This window comes from Serratia sp. X10 (assembly GCF_017811775.1).
In the GTDB taxonomy this organism is placed as follows: Bacteria; Pseudomonadota; Gammaproteobacteria; order Enterobacterales; family Enterobacteriaceae; genus Serratia; species Serratia ureilytica.
In genome coordinates, this window is sequence record NZ_JAEIOH010000001.1 from 222,497 (window position 1) to 247,400 (window position 24,904).

At 52.3% G+C, this 24,904-nt stretch carries 33 protein-coding genes; 32 read left to right on the forward strand and 1 reads right to left on the reverse strand.

Annotation, left to right across the window (positions count from 1 at the left end):
* The first annotated feature begins 5 nt into the window (after nucleotides 1–5).
* From J9788_RS01075 to J9788_RS01135, 13 genes are all read left to right on the forward strand, one after another.
* Complete coding sequence (locus J9788_RS01075) at nucleotides 6–920, forward strand: helix-turn-helix domain-containing protein (RefSeq protein WP_182264747.1); 915 nt, start codon at nucleotides 6–8, stop codon at nucleotides 918–920.
* Nucleotides 917–1,639 carry a replication protein P gene (locus J9788_RS01080; protein ID WP_182264746.1) on the forward strand — a complete coding sequence of 241 codons (723 nt, stop codon included), beginning with the start codon at nucleotides 917–919 and terminating at the stop codon, nucleotides 1,637–1,639. Before J9788_RS01075 ends, J9788_RS01080 begins: the two co-directional genes overlap by 4 nt.
* Nucleotides 1,636–1,863, forward strand: coding sequence for a hypothetical protein (locus J9788_RS01085; RefSeq protein WP_182264745.1), 228 nt, complete (start codon nucleotides 1,636–1,638; stop codon nucleotides 1,861–1,863). The genes J9788_RS01080 and J9788_RS01085 overlap by 4 nt, the downstream gene beginning before the upstream one ends.
* Entirely contained in the window at nucleotides 1,860–2,441 is a 582-nt protein-coding gene (locus tag J9788_RS01090) for an MT-A70 family methyltransferase (RefSeq protein ID WP_182264744.1), read from the forward strand. The genes J9788_RS01085 and J9788_RS01090 overlap by 4 nt, the downstream gene beginning before the upstream one ends.
* Nucleotides 2,426–3,421 (forward strand): DUF968 domain-containing protein, encoded by a 996-nt coding sequence (locus J9788_RS01095; RefSeq protein WP_182264743.1) that lies wholly within the window; start codon nucleotides 2,426–2,428, stop codon nucleotides 3,419–3,421. The genes J9788_RS01090 and J9788_RS01095 overlap by 16 nt, the downstream gene beginning before the upstream one ends.
* The gene (locus tag J9788_RS01100; RefSeq protein WP_182264742.1) at nucleotides 3,421–4,185 is read left to right on the forward strand and encodes a hypothetical protein; all 765 of its coding nucleotides are present in this window, start codon (nucleotides 3,421–3,423) and stop codon (nucleotides 4,183–4,185) included. The genes J9788_RS01095 and J9788_RS01100 overlap by 1 nt, the downstream gene beginning before the upstream one ends.
* A 45-nt stretch (nucleotides 4,186–4,230) precedes the next feature.
* Nucleotides 4,231–4,629, forward strand: a complete 399-nt coding sequence (locus J9788_RS01105) for an antiterminator Q family protein (protein ID WP_182264741.1) — start codon at nucleotides 4,231–4,233, stop codon at nucleotides 4,627–4,629.
* Between the two features lie 135 nt (nucleotides 4,630–4,764).
* Nucleotides 4,765–5,418 (forward strand): hypothetical protein, encoded by a 654-nt coding sequence (locus J9788_RS01110; RefSeq protein ID WP_182264740.1) that lies wholly within the window; start codon nucleotides 4,765–4,767, stop codon nucleotides 5,416–5,418.
* A 131-nt stretch (nucleotides 5,419–5,549) separates the two neighbouring features.
* Nucleotides 5,550–6,572, forward strand: a complete 1,023-nt coding sequence (locus J9788_RS01115; RefSeq protein WP_182264739.1) for a site-specific DNA-methyltransferase — start codon at nucleotides 5,550–5,552, stop codon at nucleotides 6,570–6,572.
* A 156-nt stretch (nucleotides 6,573–6,728) separates the two neighbouring features.
* Nucleotides 6,729–6,974, forward strand: a complete 246-nt coding sequence (locus tag J9788_RS01120) for a phage holin (protein ID WP_033646506.1) — start codon at nucleotides 6,729–6,731, stop codon at nucleotides 6,972–6,974.
* Between the two features lie 8 nt (nucleotides 6,975–6,982).
* Nucleotides 6,983–7,459, forward strand: coding sequence for a lysozyme (locus tag J9788_RS01125; protein WP_182265111.1), 477 nt, complete (start codon nucleotides 6,983–6,985; stop codon nucleotides 7,457–7,459).
* Entirely contained in the window at nucleotides 7,459–7,983 is a 525-nt protein-coding gene (locus J9788_RS01130) for a hypothetical protein (RefSeq protein WP_182264738.1), read from the forward strand. The genes J9788_RS01125 and J9788_RS01130 overlap by 1 nt, the downstream gene beginning before the upstream one ends.
* A 154-nt stretch (nucleotides 7,984–8,137) precedes the next feature.
* A complete protein-coding gene (locus J9788_RS01135) occupies nucleotides 8,138–8,359 on the forward strand; it encodes a hypothetical protein (RefSeq protein WP_182264737.1) in 222 nt (73 codons plus the stop codon).
* Nucleotides 8,360–8,404: 45 nt separating this feature from the next.
* On the opposite strand, the gene J9788_RS01140 is transcribed toward J9788_RS01135, so the two are convergent.
* Complete coding sequence (locus tag J9788_RS01140) at nucleotides 8,405–8,569, reverse strand: hypothetical protein (protein ID WP_182264736.1); 165 nt, start codon at nucleotides 8,567–8,569, stop codon at nucleotides 8,405–8,407.
* 67 nt (nucleotides 8,570–8,636) lie between these two features.
* On the opposite strand from J9788_RS01140, the gene J9788_RS01145 reads away from it, so the two are divergent.
* The 19 genes from J9788_RS01145 (at nucleotide 8,637) to J9788_RS01235 (ending at nucleotide 24,850) form a co-directional block, all read left to right on the forward strand.
* Nucleotides 8,637–8,891: a DNA polymerase III subunit theta gene (locus tag J9788_RS01145; RefSeq protein WP_182264735.1), complete on the forward strand. Its 255-nt coding sequence runs from the start codon at nucleotides 8,637–8,639 to the stop codon at nucleotides 8,889–8,891.
* A 277-nt stretch (nucleotides 8,892–9,168) separates the two neighbouring features.
* Nucleotides 9,169–9,675, forward strand: coding sequence for a DUF1441 family protein (locus J9788_RS01150; RefSeq protein WP_182264734.1), 507 nt, complete (start codon nucleotides 9,169–9,171; stop codon nucleotides 9,673–9,675).
* Nucleotides 9,665–11,776, forward strand: a complete 2,112-nt coding sequence (locus J9788_RS01155; RefSeq protein WP_182264733.1) for a phage terminase large subunit family protein — start codon at nucleotides 9,665–9,667, stop codon at nucleotides 11,774–11,776. Before J9788_RS01150 ends, J9788_RS01155 begins: the two co-directional genes overlap by 11 nt.
* Entirely contained in the window at nucleotides 11,773–11,988 is a 216-nt protein-coding gene (locus tag J9788_RS01160; protein ID WP_182264732.1) for a hypothetical protein, read from the forward strand. Before J9788_RS01155 ends, J9788_RS01160 begins: the two co-directional genes overlap by 4 nt.
* Complete coding sequence (locus J9788_RS01165) at nucleotides 11,985–13,496, forward strand: phage portal protein (protein ID WP_060431793.1); 1,512 nt, start codon at nucleotides 11,985–11,987, stop codon at nucleotides 13,494–13,496. The genes J9788_RS01160 and J9788_RS01165 overlap by 4 nt, the downstream gene beginning before the upstream one ends.
* Nucleotides 13,438–15,456 (forward strand): ClpP-like prohead protease/major capsid protein fusion protein, encoded by a 2,019-nt coding sequence (locus tag J9788_RS01170; protein WP_182264731.1) that lies wholly within the window; start codon nucleotides 13,438–13,440, stop codon nucleotides 15,454–15,456. The genes J9788_RS01165 and J9788_RS01170 overlap by 59 nt, the downstream gene beginning before the upstream one ends.
* Before the next feature lie 85 nt (nucleotides 15,457–15,541).
* Nucleotides 15,542–15,865: a DUF2190 family protein gene (locus J9788_RS01175; RefSeq protein ID WP_033646496.1), complete on the forward strand. Its 324-nt coding sequence runs from the start codon at nucleotides 15,542–15,544 to the stop codon at nucleotides 15,863–15,865.
* A complete protein-coding gene (locus tag J9788_RS01180) occupies nucleotides 15,858–16,133 on the forward strand; it encodes an ATP-binding protein (RefSeq protein ID WP_043138198.1) in 276 nt (91 codons plus the stop codon). The genes J9788_RS01175 and J9788_RS01180 overlap by 8 nt, the downstream gene beginning before the upstream one ends.
* Before the next feature lie 4 nt (nucleotides 16,134–16,137).
* Nucleotides 16,138–16,707, forward strand: a complete 570-nt coding sequence (locus tag J9788_RS01185; protein WP_170913160.1) for a phage tail protein — start codon at nucleotides 16,138–16,140, stop codon at nucleotides 16,705–16,707.
* Complete coding sequence (locus tag J9788_RS01190; protein WP_182264730.1) at nucleotides 16,704–17,105, forward strand: phage minor tail U family protein; 402 nt, start codon at nucleotides 16,704–16,706, stop codon at nucleotides 17,103–17,105. Before J9788_RS01185 ends, J9788_RS01190 begins: the two co-directional genes overlap by 4 nt.
* Nucleotides 17,106–17,116: 11 nt before the next feature.
* Nucleotides 17,117–17,854 carry a phage tail protein gene (locus tag J9788_RS01195; RefSeq protein WP_046898588.1) on the forward strand — a complete coding sequence of 246 codons (738 nt, stop codon included), beginning with the start codon at nucleotides 17,117–17,119 and terminating at the stop codon, nucleotides 17,852–17,854.
* Nucleotides 17,855–17,886: 32 nt separating this feature from the next.
* Complete coding sequence (gpG, locus tag J9788_RS01200) at nucleotides 17,887–18,309, forward strand: phage tail assembly chaperone G (protein WP_241427804.1); 423 nt, start codon at nucleotides 17,887–17,889, stop codon at nucleotides 18,307–18,309.
* Nucleotides 18,310–18,329: 20 nt separating this feature from the next.
* Nucleotides 18,330–18,629 carry a phage tail assembly protein T gene (locus J9788_RS01205; RefSeq protein WP_182264729.1) on the forward strand — a complete coding sequence of 100 codons (300 nt, stop codon included), beginning with the start codon at nucleotides 18,330–18,332 and terminating at the stop codon, nucleotides 18,627–18,629.
* Nucleotides 18,622–21,747 carry a phage tail tape measure protein gene (locus J9788_RS01210; RefSeq protein WP_182264728.1) on the forward strand — a complete coding sequence of 1,042 codons (3,126 nt, stop codon included), beginning with the start codon at nucleotides 18,622–18,624 and terminating at the stop codon, nucleotides 21,745–21,747. Before J9788_RS01205 ends, J9788_RS01210 begins: the two co-directional genes overlap by 8 nt.
* Nucleotides 21,747–22,100 carry a phage tail protein gene (locus J9788_RS01215; RefSeq protein ID WP_182264727.1) on the forward strand — a complete coding sequence of 118 codons (354 nt, stop codon included), beginning with the start codon at nucleotides 21,747–21,749 and terminating at the stop codon, nucleotides 22,098–22,100. The genes J9788_RS01210 and J9788_RS01215 overlap by 1 nt, the downstream gene beginning before the upstream one ends.
* 8 nt (nucleotides 22,101–22,108) lie before the next feature.
* A complete protein-coding gene (locus tag J9788_RS01220) occupies nucleotides 22,109–22,858 on the forward strand; it encodes a phage minor tail protein L (protein WP_033646486.1) in 750 nt (249 codons plus the stop codon).
* A gap of 2 nt (nucleotides 22,859–22,860) precedes the next feature.
* Complete coding sequence (locus tag J9788_RS01225) at nucleotides 22,861–23,562, forward strand: C40 family peptidase (RefSeq protein ID WP_182264726.1); 702 nt, start codon at nucleotides 22,861–22,863, stop codon at nucleotides 23,560–23,562.
* Nucleotides 23,563–23,622: 60 nt separating this feature from the next.
* A complete protein-coding gene (locus tag J9788_RS01230; RefSeq protein WP_182264725.1) occupies nucleotides 23,623–24,183 on the forward strand; it encodes a zinc ribbon domain-containing protein in 561 nt (186 codons plus the stop codon).
* Nucleotides 24,184–24,235: 52 nt separating this feature from the next.
* Complete coding sequence (locus tag J9788_RS01235) at nucleotides 24,236–24,850, forward strand: tail assembly protein (protein WP_182264724.1); 615 nt, start codon at nucleotides 24,236–24,238, stop codon at nucleotides 24,848–24,850.
* Nucleotides 24,851–24,904 lie beyond the last annotated feature (54 nt).

A 24,904-nucleotide genomic window follows, 5' to 3' on the forward strand; every position in this document is an offset into this window, starting at 1 on the left:
GCTGCATGAGCATGAACCTGATGGCTCAAGCAATGAGCATAAAGGTTGGCAATCCCCTGCGTAAGCTGGTGCTGATTAAGATGGCTGATAACGCCAATGATGAAGGCGAATGCTGGCCGTCCTATCAGCACATTGCTGACCATTGCGAGTGCAGCAAGAGCGCCGTGAAGGCTCATATCACTGCACTGATAAAAATGGGGCTGCTCTCGAAAGAGAACCGCTTGGGCGTTAATAACGGAAAGGGCAACACATCAAACATTTACCAACTGACACTTGGTAACCCTGTGTCGCCAGAAAACACAGCCCCTATGTCACGTAAAAGCACAGTCCCTATGCCGCCAAAAAACACAGGTGGGTCAGGAGAAAGCACAGGTGAGGCGTCAGAAAACACAGCCCCTGTGTCATCTGGTGGCCCCCCCTGTGGCAGCTCGTGGCACCAGAACCAGTCATTAGAACCTAAAGACAAAAAACCTTCTTGTCCGGTCGCTCCGCAACCCGACGAATCTTGCGATGAGAAGTTTTTATCTCGGCACCCTGCAGCGGCGGTATTCAGTGCCAAGAAAAAAATCTGGGGTAGTGCCGAAGACCTGAAGTGCGCGGAGTGGATCCGCTCTCGCATTGTGAAACTGTACGAGCAAGCTGCAGAAAGTGATGGAGAGGTGGCAAGACCTAAGGAGCCTAACTGGGCGGACTGGGCAAACGAAATTCGCTTGATGTGCTCGCAGGACGGCCGCACACACAAGCAGATCTGCGAGCTATTTGCGAAGGCAAACCGGGATCCATTCTGGTGCAAGAACATCCTGAGCCCGTCAAAGCTGCGTGAGAAGTGGGACGACTTGACGCTGAAACTTAGCGTTAACCCTGCCTCAGCTGCTGGTGGTCATTGGAACACTGCTGAAGCATGGGAGAACACCCTATGAATAAATTCATGAGTGCTGTCCAAAATCGCGATGGTAACGCGCTGGCGCGGATGATGCCCGCAGAACCGCAAGCGCGAGTAGTCAACGGAAACGCTGAAAAATTGGTTGATCTGCTGTTCGTCAACCTCATGCAAGTATTTCCCGCCGCTAAGCAAACTGCGCTGAGCACGCCTGCAGAAGTAGCAGCCGCAAAACGTCAGTGGATCCTGGCATTTGCGGAGAATGGGATCATCTCCGTTGAGCAACTGCAGGCCGGCATGCGCATGGCCCGTCAGCAAGAAAGCGACTTCTGGCCGAGCTGTGGGAAGTTTATTGGCTGGTGTAAGGCTGGCGTTGCCGAGAATGCGGGCCTGCCATCTGTTGATGACGTTGAAGCGGAGTTCAAGCGCTACAGCGCGAATCGCGGTCAGCATGCGCGGCCTGAAGATTTCAACTGGACGGCTCCGGTAATGTACTGGATTGTGATCGACGTTCGCCATCTGATGCTTCAGCACAACTACACCGAAAGCGAGATCCGCAAGTCAATTCAGCAGCACCTCAACCGATGGGCTAAACGGCTGACCAAGGGCGAACGAGTGCCAACCCCTGCGCCACAAATCGCCCACAAGCAACACATCCCGGCGCCGTCAGAGCTAATCGACAAAGACGGAAAATTTCAGCGTAAAGGTGAAGAGCTACTGGCGCGCATCCGCTCCAAGCGAGAGGGGAACCCATCATGAGGTTCGTATTTGGAATTGAGGTTATGCCGCTGCTGGTTATAGCTCATCGCCTGTGGCGCTGGTGGATGCTCAGAGAAGCCCACCGCACGTGGCAAGAACGCGGTGATTTTCGAAAGTATGCCCAGCATCAGGCCTGGTTGATTGAATGGCAACGCCAGCGGTTCAGCACTGATTACTGCGTAGTGCGCTATCCGGTTCGGAAGGCAGAGGGGAGTTTTGCATGAAATATTCACTGATTTACGCAGATCCACCTTGGACCTACAACGACAAGTGCGCTGATGGGAAGCGTGGTGCAGGTTTCAAGTACCCAACGATGACAGTTGCTGATATCTGTCGTCTGCCTGTCTGGGAGCTAGCCGCTGACTCGTGTCTTTTGGCTATGTGGTGGGTACCGACGCAACCAGAAGAGGCACTGCAGGTAATGCGGTCATGGGGATTCAGACTGATGACGATGAAAGGCTTTACTTGGCATAAAACAAACCGCGTGAAGGGAAACAGTGCTATCGGTATGGGCCATATGACACGCGCCAATAGTGAAGATTGTCTATTTGCTGTTAAGGGGAAGCTTCCACCACGTCTTGATGCTTCGATCTGCCAACACGTCACTGCTCCAAGAATGGAGCACAGCGCTAAGCCTGATGATTTTCGCGAGAAACTTGTGCAATTGCTGGGGGATGTTCCACGCATAGAACTTTTCGCACGCCAGCAAGGTGGTGGGTGGCATACGTGGGGGAATCAGTGTGAACAGTCGGTGGCATTGATGCCGGGGAAAGTCGAGGTGATGCCATGCGCTGCCTGTTGAAACCTATCATCATCAGCGAGCTCGGCCAGGTAATATTAAAGCCAGGTGCTGATCTGATGTCGTTGTTCGGTGATCGGGTCATGGTGACAAGAGTACCGCCTGAATTCCGCAAGATGCCATCTGGCGCGCTGCCGACAGTAGAACAGCAATTGGCAACTGATCCACGCTTCCGATCGTTCTTCATGCATGAGCGAGTGCTAAGCGCCGCTGGCGGATCTTCTGCTATGCGCGAATGGTTGGGCCGTGGTTTTGAATGCCAGTGCACCAGCACGGATGGGTATCACGACAAGAACGTAAGCGTGATGGAATACGGCGACCACAGTATCAGGATGTGCTGGTACCACCAGCACAAATACCGTGAGCAGACGAGCCCGATGCTGAATAAGCTGGCAGAACAGAACGTGGCTGATTTTGTCGTTTACCGCGCCCGCGCGCACTTCATGTTTGACGAATCCCACCAGCTGACGTTGCCGGAGCTCTGCTGGTGGGCATGGGTCAAAGAGGTTATCGATCTGATCCCTGAAGAGGTAGCTGCTGCATCAATGCGTGTGGCGCCGCACAGCGTACCTGCTGGGGTTAAGAAAGAATCAGATATCGAGCATACGCCGGCGGCACGCCAGATTGTTGCCGAGAAAGCCAAAAAAGCGGCCAAAACGTTAGTTATCGATCCGGCGCCGCCAAAGGCATTATTCAAGATTCCAAAGCGCGAGCGCTGGACCAGTGAGAAGTTTACTCGCTGGGTCAAGTCTCAGCCGTGCGCATGCTGCGGAGCACCCTCGGACGACCCCCATCATATTATTGGCCACGGACAAGGAGGCATGGGAACCAAGGCGCACGATTTTTTTACCATTCCACTTTGCCGTAAACACCATGATGAATTGCATCGTGACATGTCACGGTGGGAAGAAGAGCACGGCACTCAGGTCGAAGTTTGGTTTAAGTTTATCGACTATTCTCTATCCATCGGAGTAATTGTATAATGTTTATTTACTTTAACTTCGCAGAGGATTTAATGAGTAGATATTCATCCGTTCAACAGTTGTTTGTCGAAGTAAACTCCAGCATAGGTCAGATTGAGAGCTTGTACGAAGAGGCTAGAACTGATGAGACGAAAAATTTTGATTATAATGTAAAAGTAAAGAATACTCTTGAGAATTTAAGAAGCGCATTGGATTTTATTGCCTCTGATATATCAGAGTATACTAAAATATCGGGGAGGGGAGGTAGGGTGTATTTCCCATATGGTAATAATGATGCGGACTTCAGATCTTCAATTGGTAGGTCGTTTCCTGGGCTACAGAATAGTAATATTGATATCTATAATGCCCTTGAGTCTTTTCAAACGCATAAGACAGGTGACTCTATCGTAGTTGATATGTGTATGCTTACAAACTCTAATAAACATAATAATTTATCAAAATATGTGAGGGTTAATTCTCCTGAGTCTAATATTGCTATAGGTAATTTCGTTAGTCTAGGTGATGGAGGTAGTGTGACTTTTACCAACTCCATGTATGGTGGGAAAATGATCGGTATTGGTGGTCATGCGAAAATAAATGGGCAGATGACTGCTGCTGAAGCAAGGAAGAGGTTTAATATAGATATAGATATAGTAAAAGAGTTTTTATGGGTTAGATTTGATATAGGCGGTAAGAATGTTGATGTTTTGGACTTTTTGAAGAGAAGTCATGCTGTTTCTTTGAATATAGTAAATGCAATATATTCAATTATACCTAAAGTGTGAATCAACTTGACGTGCGGGTTTAGTTGATATGTGTGGAGTAATTATATGAGAGATATCCAGTTGGTATTAGAGCGTTGGGGACAGTGGGCGAAAGACAACAGCGGCTTGGACTACTCTCCGATCGCTGCTGGGTTTAAGGGGCTTCTGCCAAACACGAGCAAGAGTAAGCCTTCATGCTGCGATAATGACGGCCTGATTGTTGACGGCGCGGTGGGGAGATTGAAGAAGGTGCGCGACGAAAGAGAGCTCGGAGTAATCATGCTTCACTACCGATACGGGGTATCAAAGTCGGAGATAGCCCGTAGATGGAAGGTTTCAGAAGGGAACATAAGGCAAAAGCTGATGATGGCGGAAAGCTTTATAGAAGGCTGTTTAGCTATGACCGGGGCGACGCTTGAGATGGACGCCTGGACGAGCAGATCAGAAATTTCGGCTGTCGCGTAAATTTCCGCTTTTCGTTACGAATTTTACTGGCTATTGTGATAAGAGTGGTTACGCAGTGACGTAGCTTATCAACTTTAAAAACCTCGCTATCGTGGGGTTTTTTGTTAAAATCCTCCAATCTAAATGGAGGGAAAAATGGACATGCTAGAGCTTCTCAATCTATTAAGTAGCAACCTAAGCACTTTAACGGTGAATGTAAATTCAGATAAGGATTGGGTAGATATTGCGTCATTGATATCTCCAATGCTTATTGGTTTTGCGGCATTATGGATTTCATACCTTTCAATGCAGGCAAGTGCGTCAACTGCTAAGAGTACAGCGTTGCTTCAGGCGGAAATGGAGGTGGCGACCAAATTAAAATATGAGTGGATTGACTCCATTCGAGATTTGTCATCAAAATATTCTGCATCTGTCGATCTAATACTATCTCTGAGCTTTAGAATGAACTCGATTATTTCGACAATTAAGCATTATAAAATCATTGGTTCTAATAATCCCGATATTAAGGATTTAGATGATAATAGGATTAATGTTTACAATGAGCTTTTCGTTGAAAAAAAGAACTTAATGTCGTTATCTAAAAAGATAATGTTATATTTTGATGGTAATTCACATCCAAAAATAACTAGATTAGCAAAAGAAATTGTGAGTATGGTAAGTGTAGAAAATCCCGCCAACGATACGTATAAAATAACCACTAAGTTGGAGGAGTTAGAGTGTGAGTTTTATAACATTATTAATACGGAATGGGACTCTATGATTAGTTTTCCTTCCAAAAATAAACTATAGAGTTTGTGGAGTGGGCGGCGGTCAGGGTGTTACTGCACGCTGACCGCCAGGCGCTCATGTCGAAGAGTCACAAGCAACCTTTGCCCGTGCTGCTATGAACAGCAGAACGAGCCTACCAAACAAGGGCGCTTATGATCTCCAGTACCTGTCTTGTCAACGCTGACACACTCGAATACATCAAAACCCTGCCTGATGACTGCATCGACCTGATAGCAACGGATCCTCCCTATTTTCGGGTGAAATCCTGCGATTGGGATAATCAGTGGAAAAGCGAGGCCGATTATCTGGCTTGGCTGGATGCGCTGCTGGTGGAGTTTTGGCGGGTGCTGAAGCCGAATGGCAGTCTTTACATGTTTTGCGGTAGTCGGCTGGCATCGGATACCGAGCTGCTGGTGCGCCAGCGGTTCGACGTATTGAGCCATATTGTGTGGGCGAAACCATCCGGCGCGTGGAAACGGCAGCACAAAGAAGGGCTGCGCGCGTTTTTCCCGGCAACGGAGCGGATCATTTTCGCTGGCCACTATGCAGGCCCACTGCAGCCAAAGGTCGATGGCTACGCAATAAAATGCGTAGAGCTGAAACAGAACGTCTTCAAGCCCCTGATCGACTATTTCAAGTCGGCTCGGCAATCACTGGGTGTATCGGCGAAAGAGATAAACGAGGCAACGGGCCGGCAGATGGCAAGCCACTGGTTTAGCGAAAGCCAATGGCAGTTACCGAGCGAAGCGCAGTACCTCATACTTCAGAAACTTTTCGATCGTATCGCTAAAGAGAAGCAACAGGCCGGAGGATTGAAACGACCGCATCACGATCTCGTTCGTGAATACCGGACGCTTAACCGCGAATACCTGGAATTGTGCCATGAGTACAAATCGCTACGGCGCACTTTCACGGTAACGGCTGCGGTTCCCTATACCGATGTTTGGCATTATCCGCCGGTGGCGTTCTATCCCGGCAAACACCCATGTGAAAAACCGGCAGAGATGATGGAACACATCATCAACGCCAGCAGCCGGCGAGGCGATGTGGTGGCCGACTTCTTTATGGGCTCCGGCTCAACGATAAAGGCCGCTATCAAACTTGGCCGGATCGGTTTGGGGGTAGAGCTTGAGAAGGAGCGGTTTGAGCAAACACAAAGAGAGATCTTCCCGTAATTGAACCCTGGCCTAAGTGCTGGGGTTTTTCGCATTTAGCCTCCTTGCCAAAACAGTCAACCACTGCGCACACATCCTGTCATCGAGTGACTACGGCGGGAGGCTAAACTCCATCCACTACCCGATGATCGGGCCAAGCCCCGACAAGGGGGAGGTATGAAAATCATGCCGGAGAAAATCACCACGTTCATTTCTTACTGCACCTCTGCGACGTTGGTGTGTGGAGGTAGCATTTTGCAATGGCTTCATGACCTCGACTGGAATCAGGTTGCGGTAGTTGGCGGCTTCGTGATCGGTGCAATCACCGCCGTGATGAACTTCTACTTCAAACACCGCCAGACAAAAGCCTATGAGAAAGCCCTCAAGGCCGGTTATGTCACACCACCGCCGGCGGAGGATTAAGCATGGCGATAACGGCCTCTTTAAAGAAAAAGCTAAGTGCCGCTGTCGCTGGTGGCGCTATGGCGATCGCCGCGGTACTGATCCCATCCCTTGAGGGAGTCGAATACAAGCCGTACCGCGATGTTGTTGGCGTGCTGACGGTCTGTTATGGCCACACCGGGCCAGACATTATTCCCGATAAGACGTACACCGAAACGGAATGCAAAGCGCTGCTGGATAAAGACCTGCAGCCTTTCGCCCGTTCGGTAGAGCTCTCGGTGAAGGTGCCAGCCAGCGAATACCAGAAAGCGGCCCTGATCAGCTTCAGCTACAACGTTGGCGTTAAGGCTTTCGAGTCATCCACGCTGCTGAAAAAGCTTAATGCTGGCGACAGCCGTGGCGCCTGTGACGAAATGAGACGTTGGAATAAAGCTGGTGGCAAGGTCTGGAAGGGGTTGATTAACCGTCGTGAGGTAGAGCGCGAGATCTGTAACTGGAGCCAATAATGAACCGATTAACGACGGCATTGGGTGTCGGTCTGCTGATCATCGCCATTGTGCTGGCATGGCTGGCATTTCACTTTCACAGGAATGCAGTAAGGGCCGGCGAGCAGGTTAAGCAGCTTCAGAGCGATAACAACCTGCAGACGGCGACCATTGCTACCCAAGCGCTTCACTTTCAGCGCGCCAACGAAATCAGCACCGCGGCGACTCAGTACGGCATCAACACCGACGTTGCCACCCAGGGGAAAGAAATTGAATACCGGACGATCCTCAAGAAACAGCCAACGTGCGATCTGGCTGTGCCTGCCGCTATTGCTGGTGGGTTGCTCGACTACACGCACCGTTTACGTTCCCGCGCAATGTCAGCCGATACCATCGTCGCTGACGCAACCAGCGTTGGCGCCATTGCCTCCGGCACCCTGACATACTGTCAGGCGGTGCTGTGGATTGATCCGCTGCTGGCGGCGCTCGACAAGGTAAACAACCAGCTTCTGGAGATACGGCGGCTTGATGGGGACAGGAAATAATGGGAAGAAAAGCCCCAACACCACCGCCGTACAAACCAGGGAATAAGGTAAAGCGTCCAGCTCCACCGCCGACACCCCCCTAAAAAACCATGAAGGATCAGCCCATTTTGCTATGATAGGTTGGTTTTCTTATATGATCCTGAACGGAGTTTCCATGAGAAAGGTTATCGTTTTCTTCAATGGTGATGCCCCATATTTAATTCAGGTTGGAGTGCATTTGCCTTCACTAAGACTTGAATATCCCGATGGCCAACGTACAGATTTGCCGATTCGCAAGGCTCTAATTAACGGTGAGCGTGGCGAGTACGCTTATGCTTCAGATCGCGAAGTAGAATTTGACGAAATTAGAGACGAATTTGAGAAACTGGACAAATAGCATTACAGGTGGCATTCACTGAGTGCCACCGATAATGAAATCAAGCTAAGAGCGGAGGTTTTTATCTCTAGCTCTCTTCATTAATTCATCATAAATTTCGTCAAAATGGTGAATGGCGGAGTTGTAACCGCCAGGTTGCCTTGAGGCTAAGGCCGCTATAAGTGCAACCGTTTCTGAGAAGATAAACTTCTTCAATTCCTGTTCTGTCATTAGTGCCTCGTCATGTGGTTTTAGTGGACAGGTGATAGGGTATACTCCCCCTAACAGGAGGATACCCATGTCATACAATCTCGGCAATCTGCCAAAAGAAGAAATGGACAAGGTGAACGTAGACCTTGCGGCCTCTGGCGTGGCGTACAAAGAGCGCATGAACATGCCGATCGTTCCGGCTCAGGTGGAGGCGGAACAGCCTGAACACCTACGCGAGCTATTCCGCGAGCGCCTGCAGTACTACCGGAGCCAGAGCCACAAATTCCCAGGGCCAAACGACCCGCGATACCAGCAGATGGCAGAGGCCAACGGCAAGAAATGACAGAACCCGCTCCGGCGGGTTTTTTTATGCCTGCGAGCAAGGAAAATGCAAAAGGTACTCCCGAGGGGGTACCCCAGCCACGGGGCGGCGACCTCGCGGAAAACGGCTAGTTTTTGAGTTTTCATGCTGTCAGCAGCAGGTGTAATAACCATTTGATATATAGAGATAAAAACGTAAATCAGGTGACAAAATCGGAAAAACACTGTCATCTGACCAGCTTGCAACCCTTTGAGTTAACGAAATAAATCGTGACTTCACCTGACAACGTGAGGTGTCAATGTCCAACATCAGCAATCTGGGGGACGCCTACAACTGGAGCGTAGCGAAGATTGCTGAAGCTTTTGGGCTGAACCGCGGCACGGTGCGAAAGCGGCTGCTTGAGGCTAATACGCCGATCGCCGGCACGGTGAAAGGCAACCCCGTTTATGCCCTTAAAGACGTGGGGCCAGTGTTGTTTGGCGCGCCCGAGCCCGCCGATATTGAAGATCTTCAGAATCCGAACAAGATGGGGCCGAAAGACCGCAAGGACTGGTACCAGTCAGAAAATGAACGAATCAAGCTTGAGGAGTCGCTTAAACAGCTGCTCCCGGCATCAGAGGCACACCGGGAAATGGCGTTATTGGTTAAGGCCATTTCGCAGGTGCTGGATACCTGGCCAGATAAGCTGGAGCGTGACCGGGGCTGGCGCCCGGATCAGATAGCTGAAGCTCAGGCCGCAATAGACGAAATGCGGGAAATGTTGGCTGCGGAAGTTGTGACAGTGGAGGGGGGAGATGATAGCTAACTGTTACGCATCGGCCAGCGCCCTGCGTCGTGAAGTGGCCACATTACTAAAACCGCCGCGGCGCATGCCGGTGGCGCAGGCTGTTGCTAAATATATGAAGGTTCCAATGGGCGCCGGAATTTCACTTCCATGGGATGCGACGCTCACCCCGTATATTATTGAGCCGATGAACTGCCTGGCATCGCGCGAGTATGATGCTGTGGTCTTTGTCGGCCCCGCGCGGACAGGGAAAACGTTAGGACTTATTGACGGTTGGATCGTCTATACCATCGTCTGCGATCCGGCTGATTTTCTGCTCATTCAGATGACCGAAGAAAAAGCTCGTGAGCACTCCAAAAAGCGCCTCGACAGGACGTTTCGTGTCAGCAAGGAAGTCGCACAGCGTCTTAGCCCCCGAACCAACGACAACAACGTCCACGATAAAACATTTCGTGCAGGCAACTATCTGAAGATCGGGTGGCCATCGGTCAACATCATGTCATCCTCGGATTATCGGTTTGTAGCCCTGACGGACTATGACCGCTGGCCGGATGATATTGATGGAGAAGGGGATGGCTTCTCACTGGCATCGAAGCGAACTACCACGTTTATGTCCTCGGGCATGACTCTGGTGGAAAGTTCCCCTGGTCGAGAGATCACCAATGGTAAATGGCGGCCGAGTTCGCTGCATGAAGCGCCGCCGACAACCGGTATCTTGTCGCTGTTTAATCGTGGCGATCGCCGCCGCTGGTATTGGCCATGCCCACATTGTGGTGAATTCTTCCAGCCTGTTAAAGCGAACATGACGGGGTTCCGCGAACATACCGATCCGGTCGTGGCCAGCGAGGCAGCCTATATGGAATGTCCTCACTGTGCCGGGCGGATAACCGCAAATCAAAAGCGTGAACTGAACGGCCGCGGTGTGTGGCTGAAAGATGGGGAGAAAATCAGGGCAAACGGTGAACGTTATGGCGAGCCACGGCGATCGCGCATCGCCTCATTCTGGATGGAAGGGCCGGCGGCGGCGTATCAAACCTGGGCACAGCTGGTTTATAAACTGCTGACGGCTGAGCAAGACTTTGAAGCCAATGGCAGCGAGGAAACGCTGAAGGCGATCATCAATACCGACTGGGGCTTGCCTTATCTGCCACAGTCAGCAACCGAACAGCGAAAATCGGATGCATTGATGGCACGGGCGGAGCCTGTCACGAAGCGCGCGGTTCCCGAAGGGGTACGCTTCCTTGTGGCAACGGTGGATGTTCAGGGCGGGAAAAATCGTCGTTTTGTCGTGCAGGTCATGGGATATGGCGCTCATGGCGAGCGCTGGCTGGTGGATCGTTACAACATCAGGCAGTCGATGCGCTTTGATAAGAACGGCGAAAGCCTGCCGGTTGATCCGGCTGCCTATCTTGAAGACTGGGACTTATTGCGTACGGATGTACTCGATAAATGCTGGCCGTTGGATAAAGACCCCAGCGTAAAAATGCCAGTGCTGGCCATGGCTGTTGACTCCGGCGGTGAGGACGGTGTAACGGGTAATGCGTACGAATTCTGGCGCAAATGCCGCCGGGATGGGGTGCAGAAGAGAGTTTATCTCTTCAAGGGTGACAGCCAGGCACGCAGCAAGCTGATCAGTAAAACATTCCCCGATAATACAGAACGTTCAAACCGGCGCGCGCAAGCACGTGGGGATGTGCCGCTTTATCTTCTGCAAACCAACGCGTTGAAAGACCGGATTAATAACGCGCTGCTTCGTGGTACGCCGGGGGCTAACTATGTGCATTTCCCCGACTGGATCGGCGAATGGTTTTATGACGAACTGACGTACGAAGAGCGTAGTCCAGATGGAAAGTGGAAGAAGCCAGGCCGCGGCGCCAACGAAGCATTCGACTTGATGGTTTACGCACAGGCGCTGGTGATCTTGCGAGGTTACGAGAAGATCAAATGGGAGAAGCCGCCGCCGTGGGCAGAACCCTTTGAATATTCAACCTCCCCGTTACCAGCAACAAAACCAGTATCCCGCCCAAAAGCAGTACGTGAAACCGAACCAAAAGACCCCGCCGGCGCTGAAAGTAAAACTTCGGCGTGGGTGCCTATTAATTCTTCAGGAGGGTGGCTATGAATCAGGCCGATATCGAAAACATGATCCAGGGCTACCTGGCTGCAGAAAAGGCGGTTCTGGAGGGGAAGTCGATCACGTTTAACGGCCAATCAATGACGATGGAAAGCCTGTCAGAAATCCGCAAAGGGCGGGCGTACTGGGAGCGCAGGCTAAGCGATCTGATCGCATCGCGCCGCGGGCGGCCGATGTACAAAGTGGCGAGGTTACGATGAGTTTTATCGATGATGTGATCGGCATTCTCTCGCCGGCATGGAAAGCTGGTCGGTTGCAGGCCCGCTATAAAATTGCTGCCTATGAGGCGGTAATGCCGACTCGAACCCATAAGGCACGCAGAGAAAACCGTAACGCTAATCAGTTGACGCAGTTTGGTGGCCGCTCTTTGCGAGAGCAGGCGCGCTGGCTGGATAACAACCACGATCTGGTGATCGGCTTACTGGACAAGATGGAGGAACGCATTGTCGGTGCGCGCGGGATCATCGTTGAGCCTCAGCCACTGCTGCGAACTGGTGAGGTAGCGGATGATCTAGCCAAGGAGATTCGAGCCGCATGGGCGGAGTGGTCTGTGGCGCCAGAAGTCACTGGGCAATATACCCGCCCGGTAATGGAGCGGTTGTTGGCACGCACCTGGCTGCGGGACGGCGAGGTGTTCTGTCAGATGGTTCAGGGAAAAGTGGCCGGGTTGACCCCGCAGGCCGGCGTGCCGTTTTGGCTGGAAGCCCTGGAGCCTGATTTTGTGCCGCTGGACAGCAATGACAGTGGTGCAGGGCTTTGTCAGGGGATTTTCCTTAATGATTGGGGCCGGCCCCAAAAATATCAGGTTTACAAATCTCTGATCACGTCGGGCATTGCCCTGGGAAATGTCAAAGAGATCGCAGCAGAGAACATGCTGCACCTGAAATTTGTGCGTCGCTTGCACCAGGTCAGGGGTAACAGCTTGCTTTCCGGGATCCTTATCCGACTCAGTGCGCTGAAGGATTACGAGGATGCTGAATTGACCGCAGCCCGTATTGCCGCTGCGCTTGGCATGTACGTAAAAAAAGGCGATGGGCAGTCATACGATGGGGATAACTCGCCTGATGATGCTCGTGAAATGGATATCGTCCCTGGCATGCTCTTTGATGGGCTTCAGCCGGGTGAAGAAATCGGCATGATCAAGTCGGATCGTCCTAATCCCAACCTTGAAAACTTCCGTAATGGACAGTTACGGGCAGTATCTGCCGGTAGCCGTGGCAGCTACTCCAGCATCGCACGTGACTATAACGGCACCTATTCCTCCCAACGGCAAGAGCTGGTGGAGTCATTCGAGGGTTACAACATCCTGCAAGATTCGTTTGTGGCCGCGATATCTCGTCCGAATTACCGAAACTGGCTGCAGATGGCGATCACCTCTGGCGTGATAAAAACCCCGGCTGATCTCGATCAAAAATCGCTGTTTAACGCCGTGTATAGCGGCCCGGTGATGCCGTGGATTGACCCGCTGAAAGAGGCTAATGGCTGGAAAGTTCAGGTGAGAGGCGGCGCTGCCACTGAAAGTGATTGGATCCGTTCTCGCGGCGCCAATCCGGCAGAGGTGAAACGCCGGCGCAAAGCTGAAATTGACGAAAACAACAAGCTGGGGCTGGTGTTTGATACCGATCCCGCCAACGACAAAGGAGGCACCAGTGCCGAAGCAACGAAACAGGGCGAGTCATCGTCCCAAAGCGAACGCCGGAAGAAATAACTCTTGGTTTCGCATGCAGGCCAAGGCCAACAGCTCTGCCGATATCTACATCTATGACGAGATCGGCTACTGGGGGATCACGGCCAGGCAGTTTGTTAATGATTTGCAGGCGCTGGGCGACATTACCCAGATTAACCTGCATATCAACTCTCCGGGGGGCGATGTTTTTGACGGCATCGCCATATTTAATGCTCTGCGCAATCATGGCGCCGCGATCACTGTACATATTGACGGTCTGGCGGCTTCCATGGCGTCAGTGATCGCAATGGTTGGCAATCCCGTCATCATGCCGGAAAACACCATGATGATGATCCATAAGCCATGGGGCTTCGCCGGCGGCGATGCCAACGACATGCGGGATTACGCAGACTTGCTGGATAAGGTCGAGAACGTGTTGATCCCGGCCTATGTCGCCAAAACAGGAAAGTCGGCGGATGAAATCGCCGCCATGCTTGACGATGAAACCTGGATGGATGGCAAAGAATGCCTCGCTTTAGGTTTTGCTGATCAGGTCACCCCCTCTCTGCAGGCCATGGCCTGTATTCATTCCAAACGCATTGAGGATTTTGAAAAAATGCCAAATGATATCCGTAACCTGATCACCCCGCCGCGTAACAGCACGACTCCTGCACCGCAGCCGAAGCCACAACCAGCCCCGACGGTAACCGAAAATACCGTGGATGTAGCTACGATCCGCGCGCAGGTGGTGGCAGAGCAAAAGGCCCGTGTGACCGACATCAATAACCTGTTTGCCATGTTCGGCGGCAAGCATCAGGAACTTCAGGCCAGCTGCATCGCTGATCTGGATTGCACCGTCTCTGCGGCAAAAGACAAGCTGCTGGAAATGCTGGGCAAAGGGACGACCCCGTCCGACAAAACCGCGATCGGCGCGCATATCGGTAACGGTAACATTGTTGGTGATAGTGTCCGGCAGATGTTGATGGCGCGCGCCGGCTATGACGATCGTGACAATAGCAACGCCTATAACGGTATGACGCTGCGTGAGTTGGCGCGTATGTCGCTGACTGAACGTGGCATCAGCGTTTCGACGTTAAACCCGGTTCAAATGGTCGGTTTGGCGCTGACCCACAGCACGTCAGACTTCGGCAATATTCTGCTGGATGTGGCAAACAAGTCGATTTTGCAGGGTTGGGAAGAGGCCGACGAAACGTTTGAACAGTGGACGAAGAAAGGCCAGCTTTCCGACTTTAAAACCGCAACTCGCGTGGGACTAGGCGGTTTCCCATCGTTGCGCCAGGTGCGTGAAGGTGCCGAATATAAGTACGTCACCACCGGTGATCGTGGCGAAAAAATTGCGCTGGCGACCTACGGTGAGATCTTCTCTATCACCCGCCAGGCCATCATCAACGACGATCTCAATCAGCTGACCGATGTACCGATGAAGATGGGCCGGGCGGCGAAAGCAACGATCGGCGATCTGGTCTATGCCGTGCTGGTGGACAACAAAGTCATGTCGGACGGTAAAAAGCTCTTCAGTGCCGACCACAAAAACATGACCACCGGCGCCATTGATGTGGCAAACCTGGATAAAGCCCGTCAGCTGATGCGTACGCAAAAAGAACCTACTACCGGCCGTTCGCTGAATATTCGTCCGGCTTTCCTGCTGGTGCCGACGGCGCTGGAGACGGTTGCCAACCAGACTATCAAGTCGGCCAGTGTGAAAGGGGCCGATATTAACGCCGGCATTATCAACCCAATCCAAAACTTTGCCTCTGTGATTGGCGAGGCGCGCCTTGACGACGCGGATCCGGCCGCATGGTATCTGGCATCGGCCAAGGGCAGCGACACCATCGAGGTTGCGTATCTCAATGGCGTTGACGTGCCATATATCGATCAGCAAGAGGGTTTCAACACTGACGGTATCGCGACCAAGGTGCGCATTGACGCTGGCGTGGCACCGATCGATCACCGCGGCCTGACGTATTCGTCCGGCAAATAAGCCAGCCGCGCAATCATTATGGCCCTAACGGGCTTTTTTTATACCTGAAATTCGGCCCCCTTTGGGGCCGTATGGAGAGTTTCAAATGGCTAAGAATTTTGTGCAGAACGGTAACACCATCGCTATTACCGCGGCCGCCGCGGATATTGCCAGCGGCGATCCTGTTGTCGTGGGTGATCTGGTCGCCGTAGCGATTACGGACATCGCAACCGGCCGCACCGGTGATGGTTTCGTTTCCGGGGTATTCCAACTGCCTAAATTGGCGGCGGATGTCATCCCGGCCGGCAAAAAGGTATTCATCAAGGATGGCGTCGTGCAGTTGGCCGCGACTGACGCTGTAGCTGCCGGCTTTGCCTGGGAGGCGGCGGCGAAAGACGTCACTGTGGTTGCGGTAAAACTCAATGGCTAACCCGTTTGACAGGATGGCCGCGCGGATGGATCGCGTCACGCAATCCCGGTTCGGCAAGCCTGTCATGTTGAGTGGGGCGCCTCATATTGTCGTTGAGGCGCATTTTTTACCCGAACTGCAGGCGGTCAGCGGGGATGGCATCTCGCTCGTGGTATTTACCGCGGGATACCGCCCCCGGCGTAATGATCCGGTGGAGTTCGACGGTAAATCCTACATTGTGACGCGGTATCAACAGTTTAACGGTAAGCCTCACATTTGGATCGAATAGGGGAATGACGATGAAAGGTATCGAGCAGGCCATTCGTAATCTGAACACCCTCAGTAAATCCATGGTGCCGCGCGCCACTGCCCAGTCGTTAAACCGCGTGGCAGGCCGAGCTATCAGCCGGAGTACCAAGCTGGTGGCTGAGGATGTGAGGGTACAGCAGAAGCTGATCCGGCAACGCGCCAGGCTGCGAAGAGCGAGTGCTGAGCAAAATCCACCACGGGCGACGCTTTCAATCAACCGCGGTAATCTGCCGGCGATCAAACTGGGGGCGGCCAGGGTACAGCTTTCTCGCCGGGTAGGTTTTGTTGGCAAACAGGGAAGCGTACTGAAGATCGGGCGTTTTACCTTTCGTCATGCATTTATTCAGCAGTTGGCTAATGGCCGCTGGCATGTCATGCGACGTGTCGGTCGGTCACGTTATCCGATCGAAGTCGTCAAAATCCCGCTGGTGACACCACTAACCAAAGCCTACCAGGAAGAGACGCGGCGCTTGCTGGAAACCGATATGGGTAAGGAAATGGGCTATGCCCTGAAAAACCAGCTGCGGCTTTATCTTGTGAGGAAAATTGGATGATTAAGCACACAGGGATCCGCAACGCAGTGCTCGAGCGCTGTCGCTCAACGATCACTGATGACGTGACGTATTTTGACGGCCGCCCGGCCTTTATCGATGAGAACGATCTGCCGGCAGTCGCCGTTTTCCTCGATGACGCGCGTTATACGGGGAGTGAACTGGATACGGACAGCTGGCGAGCGATGCTGCACATCGTGGTGTATCTCAAAGCTACTCAACCCGACGCCGCGCTCGATCAGTGGGTAGAAGAGAAGATCTACCCCGTTCTGAACGATATCCCTGAACTGGCCCCCTTGGTTGAAACCATGAGCCCCGTTGGCTACGACTACCAGCGAGACGATGAAGTGGCCACCTGGGGCGCCGCCGACCTTTCCTATCAACTGACTTATACCATGTAAGGAGCCTGATAATGGCAACTCCAAATCCTTTGGCGCCGGTAAAAGGCGCCGGGACAACGTTTTGGGTATACACGGGTAGTGGTGAACCCTACGACAACCCGTTAAGCGATGATGGCTGGACGCGTCTGGCCAAAATTAAAGAACTGCAGCCCGGTGAAATTACCGCTGACTCGAACGACGACAACTACCTCGATGACGAAGATTCGGACTGGAATTCTACGTCGCAAGGGGCGAAGTCGGCCGGTGAAGCAAACCTCACGCTGGCATGGAAACCGGGTGAAACTGGTCAGCAGGGTTTGGCTGAATGGTTTAATTCGGGTGAGGTACGTGGCTACAAAATCAAGTACCCCAACGGTGTTGTGGACGTTTTCAAGGGCTGGGTAAGCAGCCTCGGTAAAACTGTGACTGCCAAAGAAGTCATCACACGAACCATCAAGGTGACTAACAGCGGCCGCCCGCTGCTCGCAGAAGATGAAGTTACTCCATCTGTACCTGTAACCGGCGTGACGGTCGCGCCCGCAACTGCCAATGTGGCGGTCGGGGCTACCGTCGATCTGACCTTCAGTGTTTTACCTGCGAACGCCACGGATGCAACGCTGCGGGTTTCTTCCTCCGCGCCAGCAACCGCCACAGTGACGCTTAACGGCAACGTGGCGAAAGTGAAAGGGGTAAAAGCGGGCAGCGTTGACATTGTTGGCATGACGAATGACGGGCTGTTTGTGGCGCTGGCCAAAATCACCGTCGCTTAATTTTACAACTACGCCCCGGAAGGGGCGTTTTTATGGACGGATTTATGCTGAAAAAAGACACTTTCGAATATGCCGATCAGAAGATCGACATCAGCGAGCTTTCAGGTTTGCAACGCATTGATTATTTGGCTTTTATCAAAAAAGAGGCCGATCAGTTTGATGCGATGCCTGATGACACCAGTGATTCTGACAAGAATATCGCATTTACCACTATGCGCCTGCGAATTAACGCCTGGTTGATTGCACGCTCTATGTGGAATATCGACAAAAAACAAGATGTTGAAAATCTTCATCAGAATATTTTGGTTGACTGGTCTGGCGCCGCGATCGCCGGCTGCAGCCACAAAATTTTGACGTTGAGCGATATGATCCCAACGGAAATTGAACCTGCAGCGGATGCTACCGTGGTCGATGAACCTGATCACGCTCCGGAAATCACCCCGGAAAAGCCTTAGCCTCCGAAATCCAGTTCGCCATGCGGTTGGCGCGCGAATTCAAGCGCCCAGACTGGAGGCGAATGCTTTCAGAGGTCAGTGCATCTGAGCTGGGTGAGTGGGCTGATTTTTATCGGGAAAATCATTTTTCTGATGGCTTGCTTGATACCCAATTTTCGTCACTCAAGGCCATGCTGGTGGCGCTGAACACTACCGGCGATGATCCTATTTATCCCAGTGACTACAGCTTACTGACCCCGCCAGAGCCGGAAATAGAGCAGACGGACGATGATCTTATGTTGATCGGAGAGGGGATTTTCGGAGGGGTTCGCTATGGCTGAGCAGATTGCTGATCTCGTCGTCAATCTGGATGCAAATACAGTTTCGTTTCAGGAGCAGATGGGGCGCGTTGAGCGTCAACTGCTTGAGTCTAGCCGAAAGGCCGATGTGTCCACTGAACGAATGCGGCGCCTGGCTGAGCGGCAGGCATCAGCGATCGGCGGCATAGCAGAAAACAGCGCGGGCGCTACAACAAAGATGCTGGCCAGCCAGTCCATCGCCGTTGATGGAATGAAGGGAAAGTGGGCTGAGGCGTCACGCGCCGTTGATGAAACGCACCAGCGTATCGCAGAACTTAGCGCCCGGTTGAGAGAAGAGCAGCAGCAAACCCAGGTTACTGGTGATGCTCAGGATCGTCTGACTGCATCATTTTTCCGCCAGATCGACGCGATTAAGGGCGAGGAAAATAGCCTCAGAGATTTGCGCGTTATTCAGGAGCAGATCAGGGCCGCAAGGGCTGCGGGCAATATAACGCAAGGCGACTATCTTTCTCTGGTTACGGAAACTGCTACCAAAGAGCGAGCATTAGCTCAGGCAGAGCGTGCCGCCGAACAGGCCAAAGAAAGCTATCTGCAAAAATTGCGTGAGCAGGTTGCCCTGCAGGGAAAAACGGCCGCTCAGATTCAGGAGTACAAAGCTGCGCAATTAGGTGTGTCGCAGCAGGCGGCGCCGCTGATTGCCAAAATTCGTGAACAGGAGGACGCCTGGAAACGTGGTGCGATCTCCGCAGGTCAATATCGCATGGCTATGCGTCAGCTGCCGATGCAGATTACTGATATCACCACATCACTCGCCGCGGGAGCGCCGGTATGGTTAGTGGCCATCCAGCAAGGTGGCCAGATCAAAGATAGTTTTGGCGGTATGGGCAACGCGCTACGCGCCATGTTAGGGCTACTTACCCCGGCACGGTTGCTGTTTGGCGGATCCGCAGTGGCATTGGGGTTACTTGCCTATGGTGCATATGACAGCAGCACGCGAATTGCCGATCTCAACAGAGAACTAGCCAGAACCAATGGTGTGTCTGGGCTGACAAAACAGGGTTTGCAGGGGCTGGTTGAGCAGGGGATGGCGGCAGGCCAATCATTCACCTCGGCCACCGACTCTCTGAAAGCCTTATTGGCAGCTGGCGCGCCGGCCGGAACAAATTTTTCTCAGGTAAGCCAGGCGATCGCTGCATTCTCGAAAGAAAGTGGTGAAGGCTTGGACATCTTGGCCGGAAAATTCACTGCTATCGCCAAGGATCCCAGCCAGGGGATTCTGGCGCTGAATGACAGTTTGCATTTCCTGACCGCTGAACAGTACGCCAACATTCGATCCCTTGAAGAACAAGGGCGGCACATGGACGCGGTGAAGCTGGCATCTGATTTGGCGGCACAAGCCATGCATGGCGCCGCCGAAAAAATGAAAACCGAGCTTTCTTCTGTTGAGTCCTACATGCGCACGCTGAAAGATATGGCCGGCGGTATGTGGGATGCCATCACGGGTGTTTTTCGTGACAAAACCGCCGGCGATGCTGCAGCTGAATTAGCGTCACGTGCTGCCAGTCTGCAGGCGCAGATCGAAAATTCGGAACGGACAGGTTACAACCAGAAGAACGGGAAACTTCAGGCGTGGCGTGAGGAGCTTGCTTCTCTCAACTCCCAGCTTGACGCCCTGAATCTGCAGCGCGGTGTTCAACAAGGTCTCGCAAAAATTGCGCAGCAGCAAAAAGCGGAAGAGCAGGATCGGTTGCGCCTTGCACAGCAGCAGGATGCACTGGCAACCACGCTGCAAACCAAGGAAGAAAAGCGTGCGAAGCTGATCCGGCAAACGAACGAAGCTTTTGAAAAAGGTCTGATCAAGTCCGAAGCTGAGCGTGACAAACAGATCCAGCGCATTAACGAGCAATTCAAGGATCCGAAAAAACCAAAGGGGCCACAATACCGCACGCCGGCAGGTGAAAAGGCATCGGATAGCGCAGAGTCGGAACTGCTGGCGCTTCAGGCACAATTGCAGGTGCTGCGTCAGCACACGGGCCTGAATGACACGATCAGCCAGCAGCGCAAAGATCTGTGGAAGACGCAGGCGCAATTCGCAGTACTTGAAGAAGCTTCCGGCAAGCGTCAGCTCTCTGTTCAGGAAAAATCACTGCTATCCAGCAAGGACAAGGTGCTGGCTCTGGCAGAGCAAAAAGCCGAACTCGGTGATCAAATTGCTCACCAGGAACGGCTGAACAAATTGCAGGATGCCTCGACAAAGTATGTCACCCAAATGGCAGAAAAGCAGCAGGCGCTGCAGCGCAGCGCCGGATTGGGAGATCGAGCTGCGCAGCGGGAGAGCACTTTCGCTCAGCTTCGACAGGGCTGGCAAAATCAGGGAGGAGATCTGAACGATGCGGGTTATCAGCGGCAGCTGCAGGCAGCTCAGGACTACTATGCCGCTGAGGACAAATTGCGCAGTGACTGGATGGCCGGTGCTTCCAGTGCCTGGAGCAACTATCAGGATCAGGCATCGGATGCCGCCGGCATGACAAAGTCCCTGTTCACTTCTGCATTCTCAGGCATGGAAGACGCATTGGCGTCATTTGTAACGACAGGAAAAGCCGGGTTTAGAGAGTTCACTACGGCGATCCTCTCTGATCTTGCAAAAATAGCGTTGCGAATGGCAATGAGCCAGGGGTTGCAGAGCCTGTTCGGCGCCATGGGTGGTGGAGGCAATAACCCCGGCCAGGTTCCGATGTTTGCGAACGCCAAAGGGGGCGTTTATTCGTCACCATCATTGAGCGCATATAGCGGGCAGGTCGTGAATCAGCCAACGTTCTTCGCTTTCGCCAAAGGAGCCGGCGTGATGGGTGAGGCTGGCGCAGAGGGCATATTGCCATTGAAGCGTGGCCCAGATGGCCGTTTGGGCGTTAGTGCGTATAACACTGCCTCGGTGGGTGCGACGGGTACGGCGCCACAGGTGAATATCTACCTGGATGGTAACGGGCAGGCATCACAGCAGCAAACGGCGCCGGGCCTGGAATCGTTTGGGGCTGATATAGGCAATTATGTTTCGCAAAAATATCGTGAGCTGAGGGATAAGGATCTTCGGCAGAACGGGGTATTAACGAGGGCTATTCGCGGAGGGAGGGGTGGATAATGGCACAACTAAAAACGTTCAATTACCGCTCACGCTACGGTGCTGAAGGGGAGTTTGAGCCAGTCATCAGAGAGGTTCGATTTGGCGATGGGTACAGGCAGGTAAGCGGCGATGGCATCAACAGCGAGAACGAGAGCTGGCCATTAACGTTTTCTGGGCCGTGGCACTTCATCAACCAGATCGTCAATTTTTTACAAGAGCATAGCGGATATCGTGCATTTCAATGGCGGAACCCGCTTTTTAAATTGGGGCTCTACACTGCCGGGCGTTATACGGTAACGCCCACATTTTCTAACGCACAGGGCAGAAACTTTACCCTCACTGTTACATTCACGCGCGCATACCACCCGTAGGAAAAACCATGTCAATTAATGCGGATCTTCAGCTTCTGCGGCCGGGGAGCAAGGTGTATTTGTTTCATGTTGACGGTACCCAGTTCGATGGCCCAGAACTCTTTTTCCACAACTATCCGATCCCCTATACCGAAGACGAATTGAAAGCCAGCGGCGGTGATCCGGCGCTGCTACCGGCTAAATCCATCTGGTGGCAGGGGCGGGAGTTTAAGCCGTGGCCCATTCAGGCTCAGGGGTTCGAAGTCACCAGTGATGGCAATGCGCCCACGCCAACACTCAGTGTTGCCAATCTGGATGGGACGATCTCTGCCTTATGTCTGGTTTACGACAACATGGCGCAGGCCAAAGTGATCCGTCACTTCACTTTTGCTCAATATCTTGATGCGCGTAACTACCCGGAGGGTAATCCGGAGGCTGATCCGACGAAAGAAAAGCTGGACGTGTTCTATATCGATAGCAAATCCAGCGAAGAAAACGAGGTTATCGAATTCCAGCTATCTTCCCCTGCAGATCTCCAGGGTATTCAGATCCCGACCCGGCAGATCCACAGCCTCTGCACCTGGTGCATCCGCGGGCAATATCGTGGCGCATCTTGCGGATACACCGGGACAAATTATTTCGATGAAGACGGTAACCCGGTTGATGATCCGGCTAAAGACGAGTGTGGTGGGCAGCTTAGCGATTGTAAAAAGCGCTGGGGAGCGACTGCACCGCTGCCGTTTGGCGGCTTTCCGGGATCAGCATTACTGAAGAGGTAACGATGCGCCAAAAGATAATCAGCGCCATACTGGCGCACGCCGAAGCTGAGTATCCGCGGGAGTGTTGTGGGGTAGTAGTTCAGAGTGGCCGCCGACAACGCTACGTGCGCTGCCGCAATCTGGCGCCGGAACCAACGGAGCAATTCAGCCTGGCGCCGGCCGATTACGCTGCAGCAGAGGATAGTGGCACGATCGTCGCCATTGTTCATAGCCACCCGGACGCCACGACACAACCCAGCCAGCTGGATCTGGCGCAATGTGATTTGTCGCAGCTTCCGTGGATCATCGCCAGTTGGCCGGAAGGTGATATTCGCGAGGTGATCCCGCGTGAGGGAGTCAAACCACTGCTTGAGCGGCCATTCGTTCACGGTATATGGGACTGTTACGCCATCGTGCGAGACTGGTATCAACTCGAACGAGGGATAGCGTTACCTGATTTTACCCGGACAGACGGCTGGTGGAATCGTGGTGAAAACCTCTATATTGCGCACTACGCTGAGGCGGGGTTCGTGCCGGCATCAGGAGAATTACTGGTTGGCGATGTGATCGTTATGCAGGTGCAGGCTCCTGAGCCGAACCATGCCGCTGTTTACCTGGGGGACGGGATTATGATCCATCATATGTATGGTCAGCTCAGTAACCGTGTCTCATACGGCGGGTATTGGCAAGAACGGACGATCACGGTTTTGCGTTTTAACGGGTGAACATCTTAACTTCAACTGCTAACATTGATGGGGGTTGTTATTCTATAGGAAAAGGATTAAATGAGAGAGTTTGGGTTTTTATTGCTGGCAATAGGCGTCGTTTGGCTGTTGATAGCTTTTAACATGGATACCTATGTTTTCACTGGGTATGGTGAACGTGTCAATAACATCGGCTTGATCGCATCTAAACAGAATCACTTGCTGATATCATCCGTTATATCTATTTGCGCAATTTTGATGATCATCTTTGGGAAATCGTCGTCTAAGGCAACTGAAGCATATGTAAAATGCCCGTTTTGTGCTGAAAAAATAAACCCTGAAGCAATTAAGTGCAAGCATTGCGGTAGTGATGTATCGGTTCAGTTGAAAGCACAGGAAGAAAACAAGTTTTCATTTCATGGGTTCGACCATAACTTATTGCTTTCAAAAGATGATAAACTGTCATTGAATGATAGTGGCGTGATGGATCTAGCAAATAAAATCAAGTCAATATCAAAGTCAAATCGTGATTCTTATATTTTTGGTGAGCATCAATCAGATATTACTTACATTAAATACAAACTCCCTAAATCCGTTCAAGATGAGTTTGTAAAAAGGTTGAAGTACTGGCTCACCAAATAAAATATATTCGTCAAGAAAGCCGCGCTAAGCGCGGTTTTTTTATGGGGGAAGTATGCCTTTTAACGTTCCTGAAATTAAATGTATTCGCCTATATGGTGTTCTGGGGGCGAGATTTGGGAGAGTTCATCGTTTATCCGTCGGAAGTCCAATTGAAGCATTAAAGGCTCTCGCTGTAATTTTGCCTGGTTTCCAAAAATTTATGCTAGAAAGCAAAGAGCTAGGGCTAACGTTCTCAATATTTGAGGGGGAGCGTAATCTAAGCAAAGATGAATTGTTAATGGGGGCTAGCGGCCGTGATATACGCATTGCTCCAGTCATCATTGGTAGTAAGAGGGCCGGTGTTTTTCAAACGATTTTGGGCGCAGTTTTAATTGCGGCCGCAGCGTTCTCGGCGGGAGGAATTGGGGCTGCATTTGCAGCCAAAGGCTGGGCATCGGTCGCCGCAATGTCAGGCGCAAGTATGATCGTTGGCGGCGTCGTCCAGATGCTTTCGCCGATGCAAGGCGGTCTGGCTACGAGGCAAGACCCGGATAATAAGCCATCCTATGCTTTCGGTGGGCCGGTTAACACAATAGCTCAGGGTAATCCAGTTCCCATACTCTATGGAAAGCGCCGCATTGGCGGCGCCATTATTTCCGCTGGAATTTATGCAGAAGACCAGCAGTAAGAAAACATTAACACTTTTCTAACCCGCTCCTTAGCGGGTTTTTTTATGCCCGGA

Bases quoted from the DNA above. Each gene is read 5' to 3' on its own strand.
- J9788_RS01075 (WP_182264747.1), top strand. From the start codon at position 6: ATGAGCATGAACCTGATGGCTCAAGCAATGAGCATAAAGGTTGGCAAT.
- J9788_RS01080 (WP_182264746.1), top strand. From the start codon at position 917: ATGAATAAATTCATGAGTGCTGTCCAAAATCGCGATGGTAACGCGCTG.
- J9788_RS01085 (WP_182264745.1), top strand. From the start codon at position 1,636: ATGAGGTTCGTATTTGGAATTGAGGTTATGCCGCTGCTGGTTATAGCT.
- J9788_RS01090 (WP_182264744.1), top strand. From the start codon at position 1,860: ATGAAATATTCACTGATTTACGCAGATCCACCTTGGACCTACAACGAC.
- J9788_RS01095 (WP_182264743.1), top strand. From the start codon at position 2,426: ATGCGCTGCCTGTTGAAACCTATCATCATCAGCGAGCTCGGCCAGGTA.
- J9788_RS01100 (WP_182264742.1), top strand. From the start codon at position 3,421: ATGTTTATTTACTTTAACTTCGCAGAGGATTTAATGAGTAGATATTCA.
- J9788_RS01105 (WP_182264741.1), top strand. From the start codon at position 4,231: ATGAGAGATATCCAGTTGGTATTAGAGCGTTGGGGACAGTGGGCGAAA.
- J9788_RS01110 (WP_182264740.1), top strand. From the start codon at position 4,765: ATGGACATGCTAGAGCTTCTCAATCTATTAAGTAGCAACCTAAGCACT.
- J9788_RS01115 (WP_182264739.1), top strand. From the start codon at position 5,550: ATGATCTCCAGTACCTGTCTTGTCAACGCTGACACACTCGAATACATC.
- J9788_RS01120 (WP_033646506.1), top strand. From the start codon at position 6,729: ATGAAAATCATGCCGGAGAAAATCACCACGTTCATTTCTTACTGCACC.
- J9788_RS01130 (WP_182264738.1), top strand. From the start codon at position 7,459: ATGAACCGATTAACGACGGCATTGGGTGTCGGTCTGCTGATCATCGCC.
- J9788_RS01135 (WP_182264737.1), top strand. From the start codon at position 8,138: ATGAGAAAGGTTATCGTTTTCTTCAATGGTGATGCCCCATATTTAATT.
- J9788_RS01140 (WP_182264736.1), bottom strand. From the start codon at position 8,569: ATGACAGAACAGGAATTGAAGAAGTTTATCTTCTCAGAAACGGTTGCA.
- J9788_RS01145 (WP_182264735.1), top strand. From the start codon at position 8,637: ATGTCATACAATCTCGGCAATCTGCCAAAAGAAGAAATGGACAAGGTG.
- J9788_RS01150 (WP_182264734.1), top strand. From the start codon at position 9,169: ATGTCCAACATCAGCAATCTGGGGGACGCCTACAACTGGAGCGTAGCG.
- J9788_RS01155 (WP_182264733.1), top strand. From the start codon at position 9,665: ATGATAGCTAACTGTTACGCATCGGCCAGCGCCCTGCGTCGTGAAGTG.
- J9788_RS01160 (WP_182264732.1), top strand. From the start codon at position 11,773: ATGAATCAGGCCGATATCGAAAACATGATCCAGGGCTACCTGGCTGCA.
- J9788_RS01165 (WP_060431793.1), top strand. From the start codon at position 11,985: ATGAGTTTTATCGATGATGTGATCGGCATTCTCTCGCCGGCATGGAAA.
- J9788_RS01175 (WP_033646496.1), top strand. From the start codon at position 15,542: ATGGCTAAGAATTTTGTGCAGAACGGTAACACCATCGCTATTACCGCG.
- J9788_RS01180 (WP_043138198.1), top strand. From the start codon at position 15,858: ATGGCTAACCCGTTTGACAGGATGGCCGCGCGGATGGATCGCGTCACG.
- J9788_RS01185 (WP_170913160.1), top strand. From the start codon at position 16,138: ATGACGATGAAAGGTATCGAGCAGGCCATTCGTAATCTGAACACCCTC.
- J9788_RS01190 (WP_182264730.1), top strand. From the start codon at position 16,704: ATGATTAAGCACACAGGGATCCGCAACGCAGTGCTCGAGCGCTGTCGC.
- J9788_RS01195 (WP_046898588.1), top strand. From the start codon at position 17,117: ATGGCAACTCCAAATCCTTTGGCGCCGGTAAAAGGCGCCGGGACAACG.
- gpG (WP_241427804.1), top strand. From the start codon at position 17,887: ATGGACGGATTTATGCTGAAAAAAGACACTTTCGAATATGCCGATCAG.
- J9788_RS01205 (WP_182264729.1), top strand. From the start codon at position 18,330: ATGCGGTTGGCGCGCGAATTCAAGCGCCCAGACTGGAGGCGAATGCTT.
- J9788_RS01210 (WP_182264728.1), top strand. From the start codon at position 18,622: ATGGCTGAGCAGATTGCTGATCTCGTCGTCAATCTGGATGCAAATACA.
- J9788_RS01215 (WP_182264727.1), top strand. From the start codon at position 21,747: ATGGCACAACTAAAAACGTTCAATTACCGCTCACGCTACGGTGCTGAA.
- J9788_RS01220 (WP_033646486.1), top strand. From the start codon at position 22,109: ATGTCAATTAATGCGGATCTTCAGCTTCTGCGGCCGGGGAGCAAGGTG.
- J9788_RS01225 (WP_182264726.1), top strand. From the start codon at position 22,861: ATGCGCCAAAAGATAATCAGCGCCATACTGGCGCACGCCGAAGCTGAG.
- J9788_RS01230 (WP_182264725.1), top strand. From the start codon at position 23,623: ATGAGAGAGTTTGGGTTTTTATTGCTGGCAATAGGCGTCGTTTGGCTG.
- J9788_RS01235 (WP_182264724.1), top strand. From the start codon at position 24,236: ATGCCTTTTAACGTTCCTGAAATTAAATGTATTCGCCTATATGGTGTT.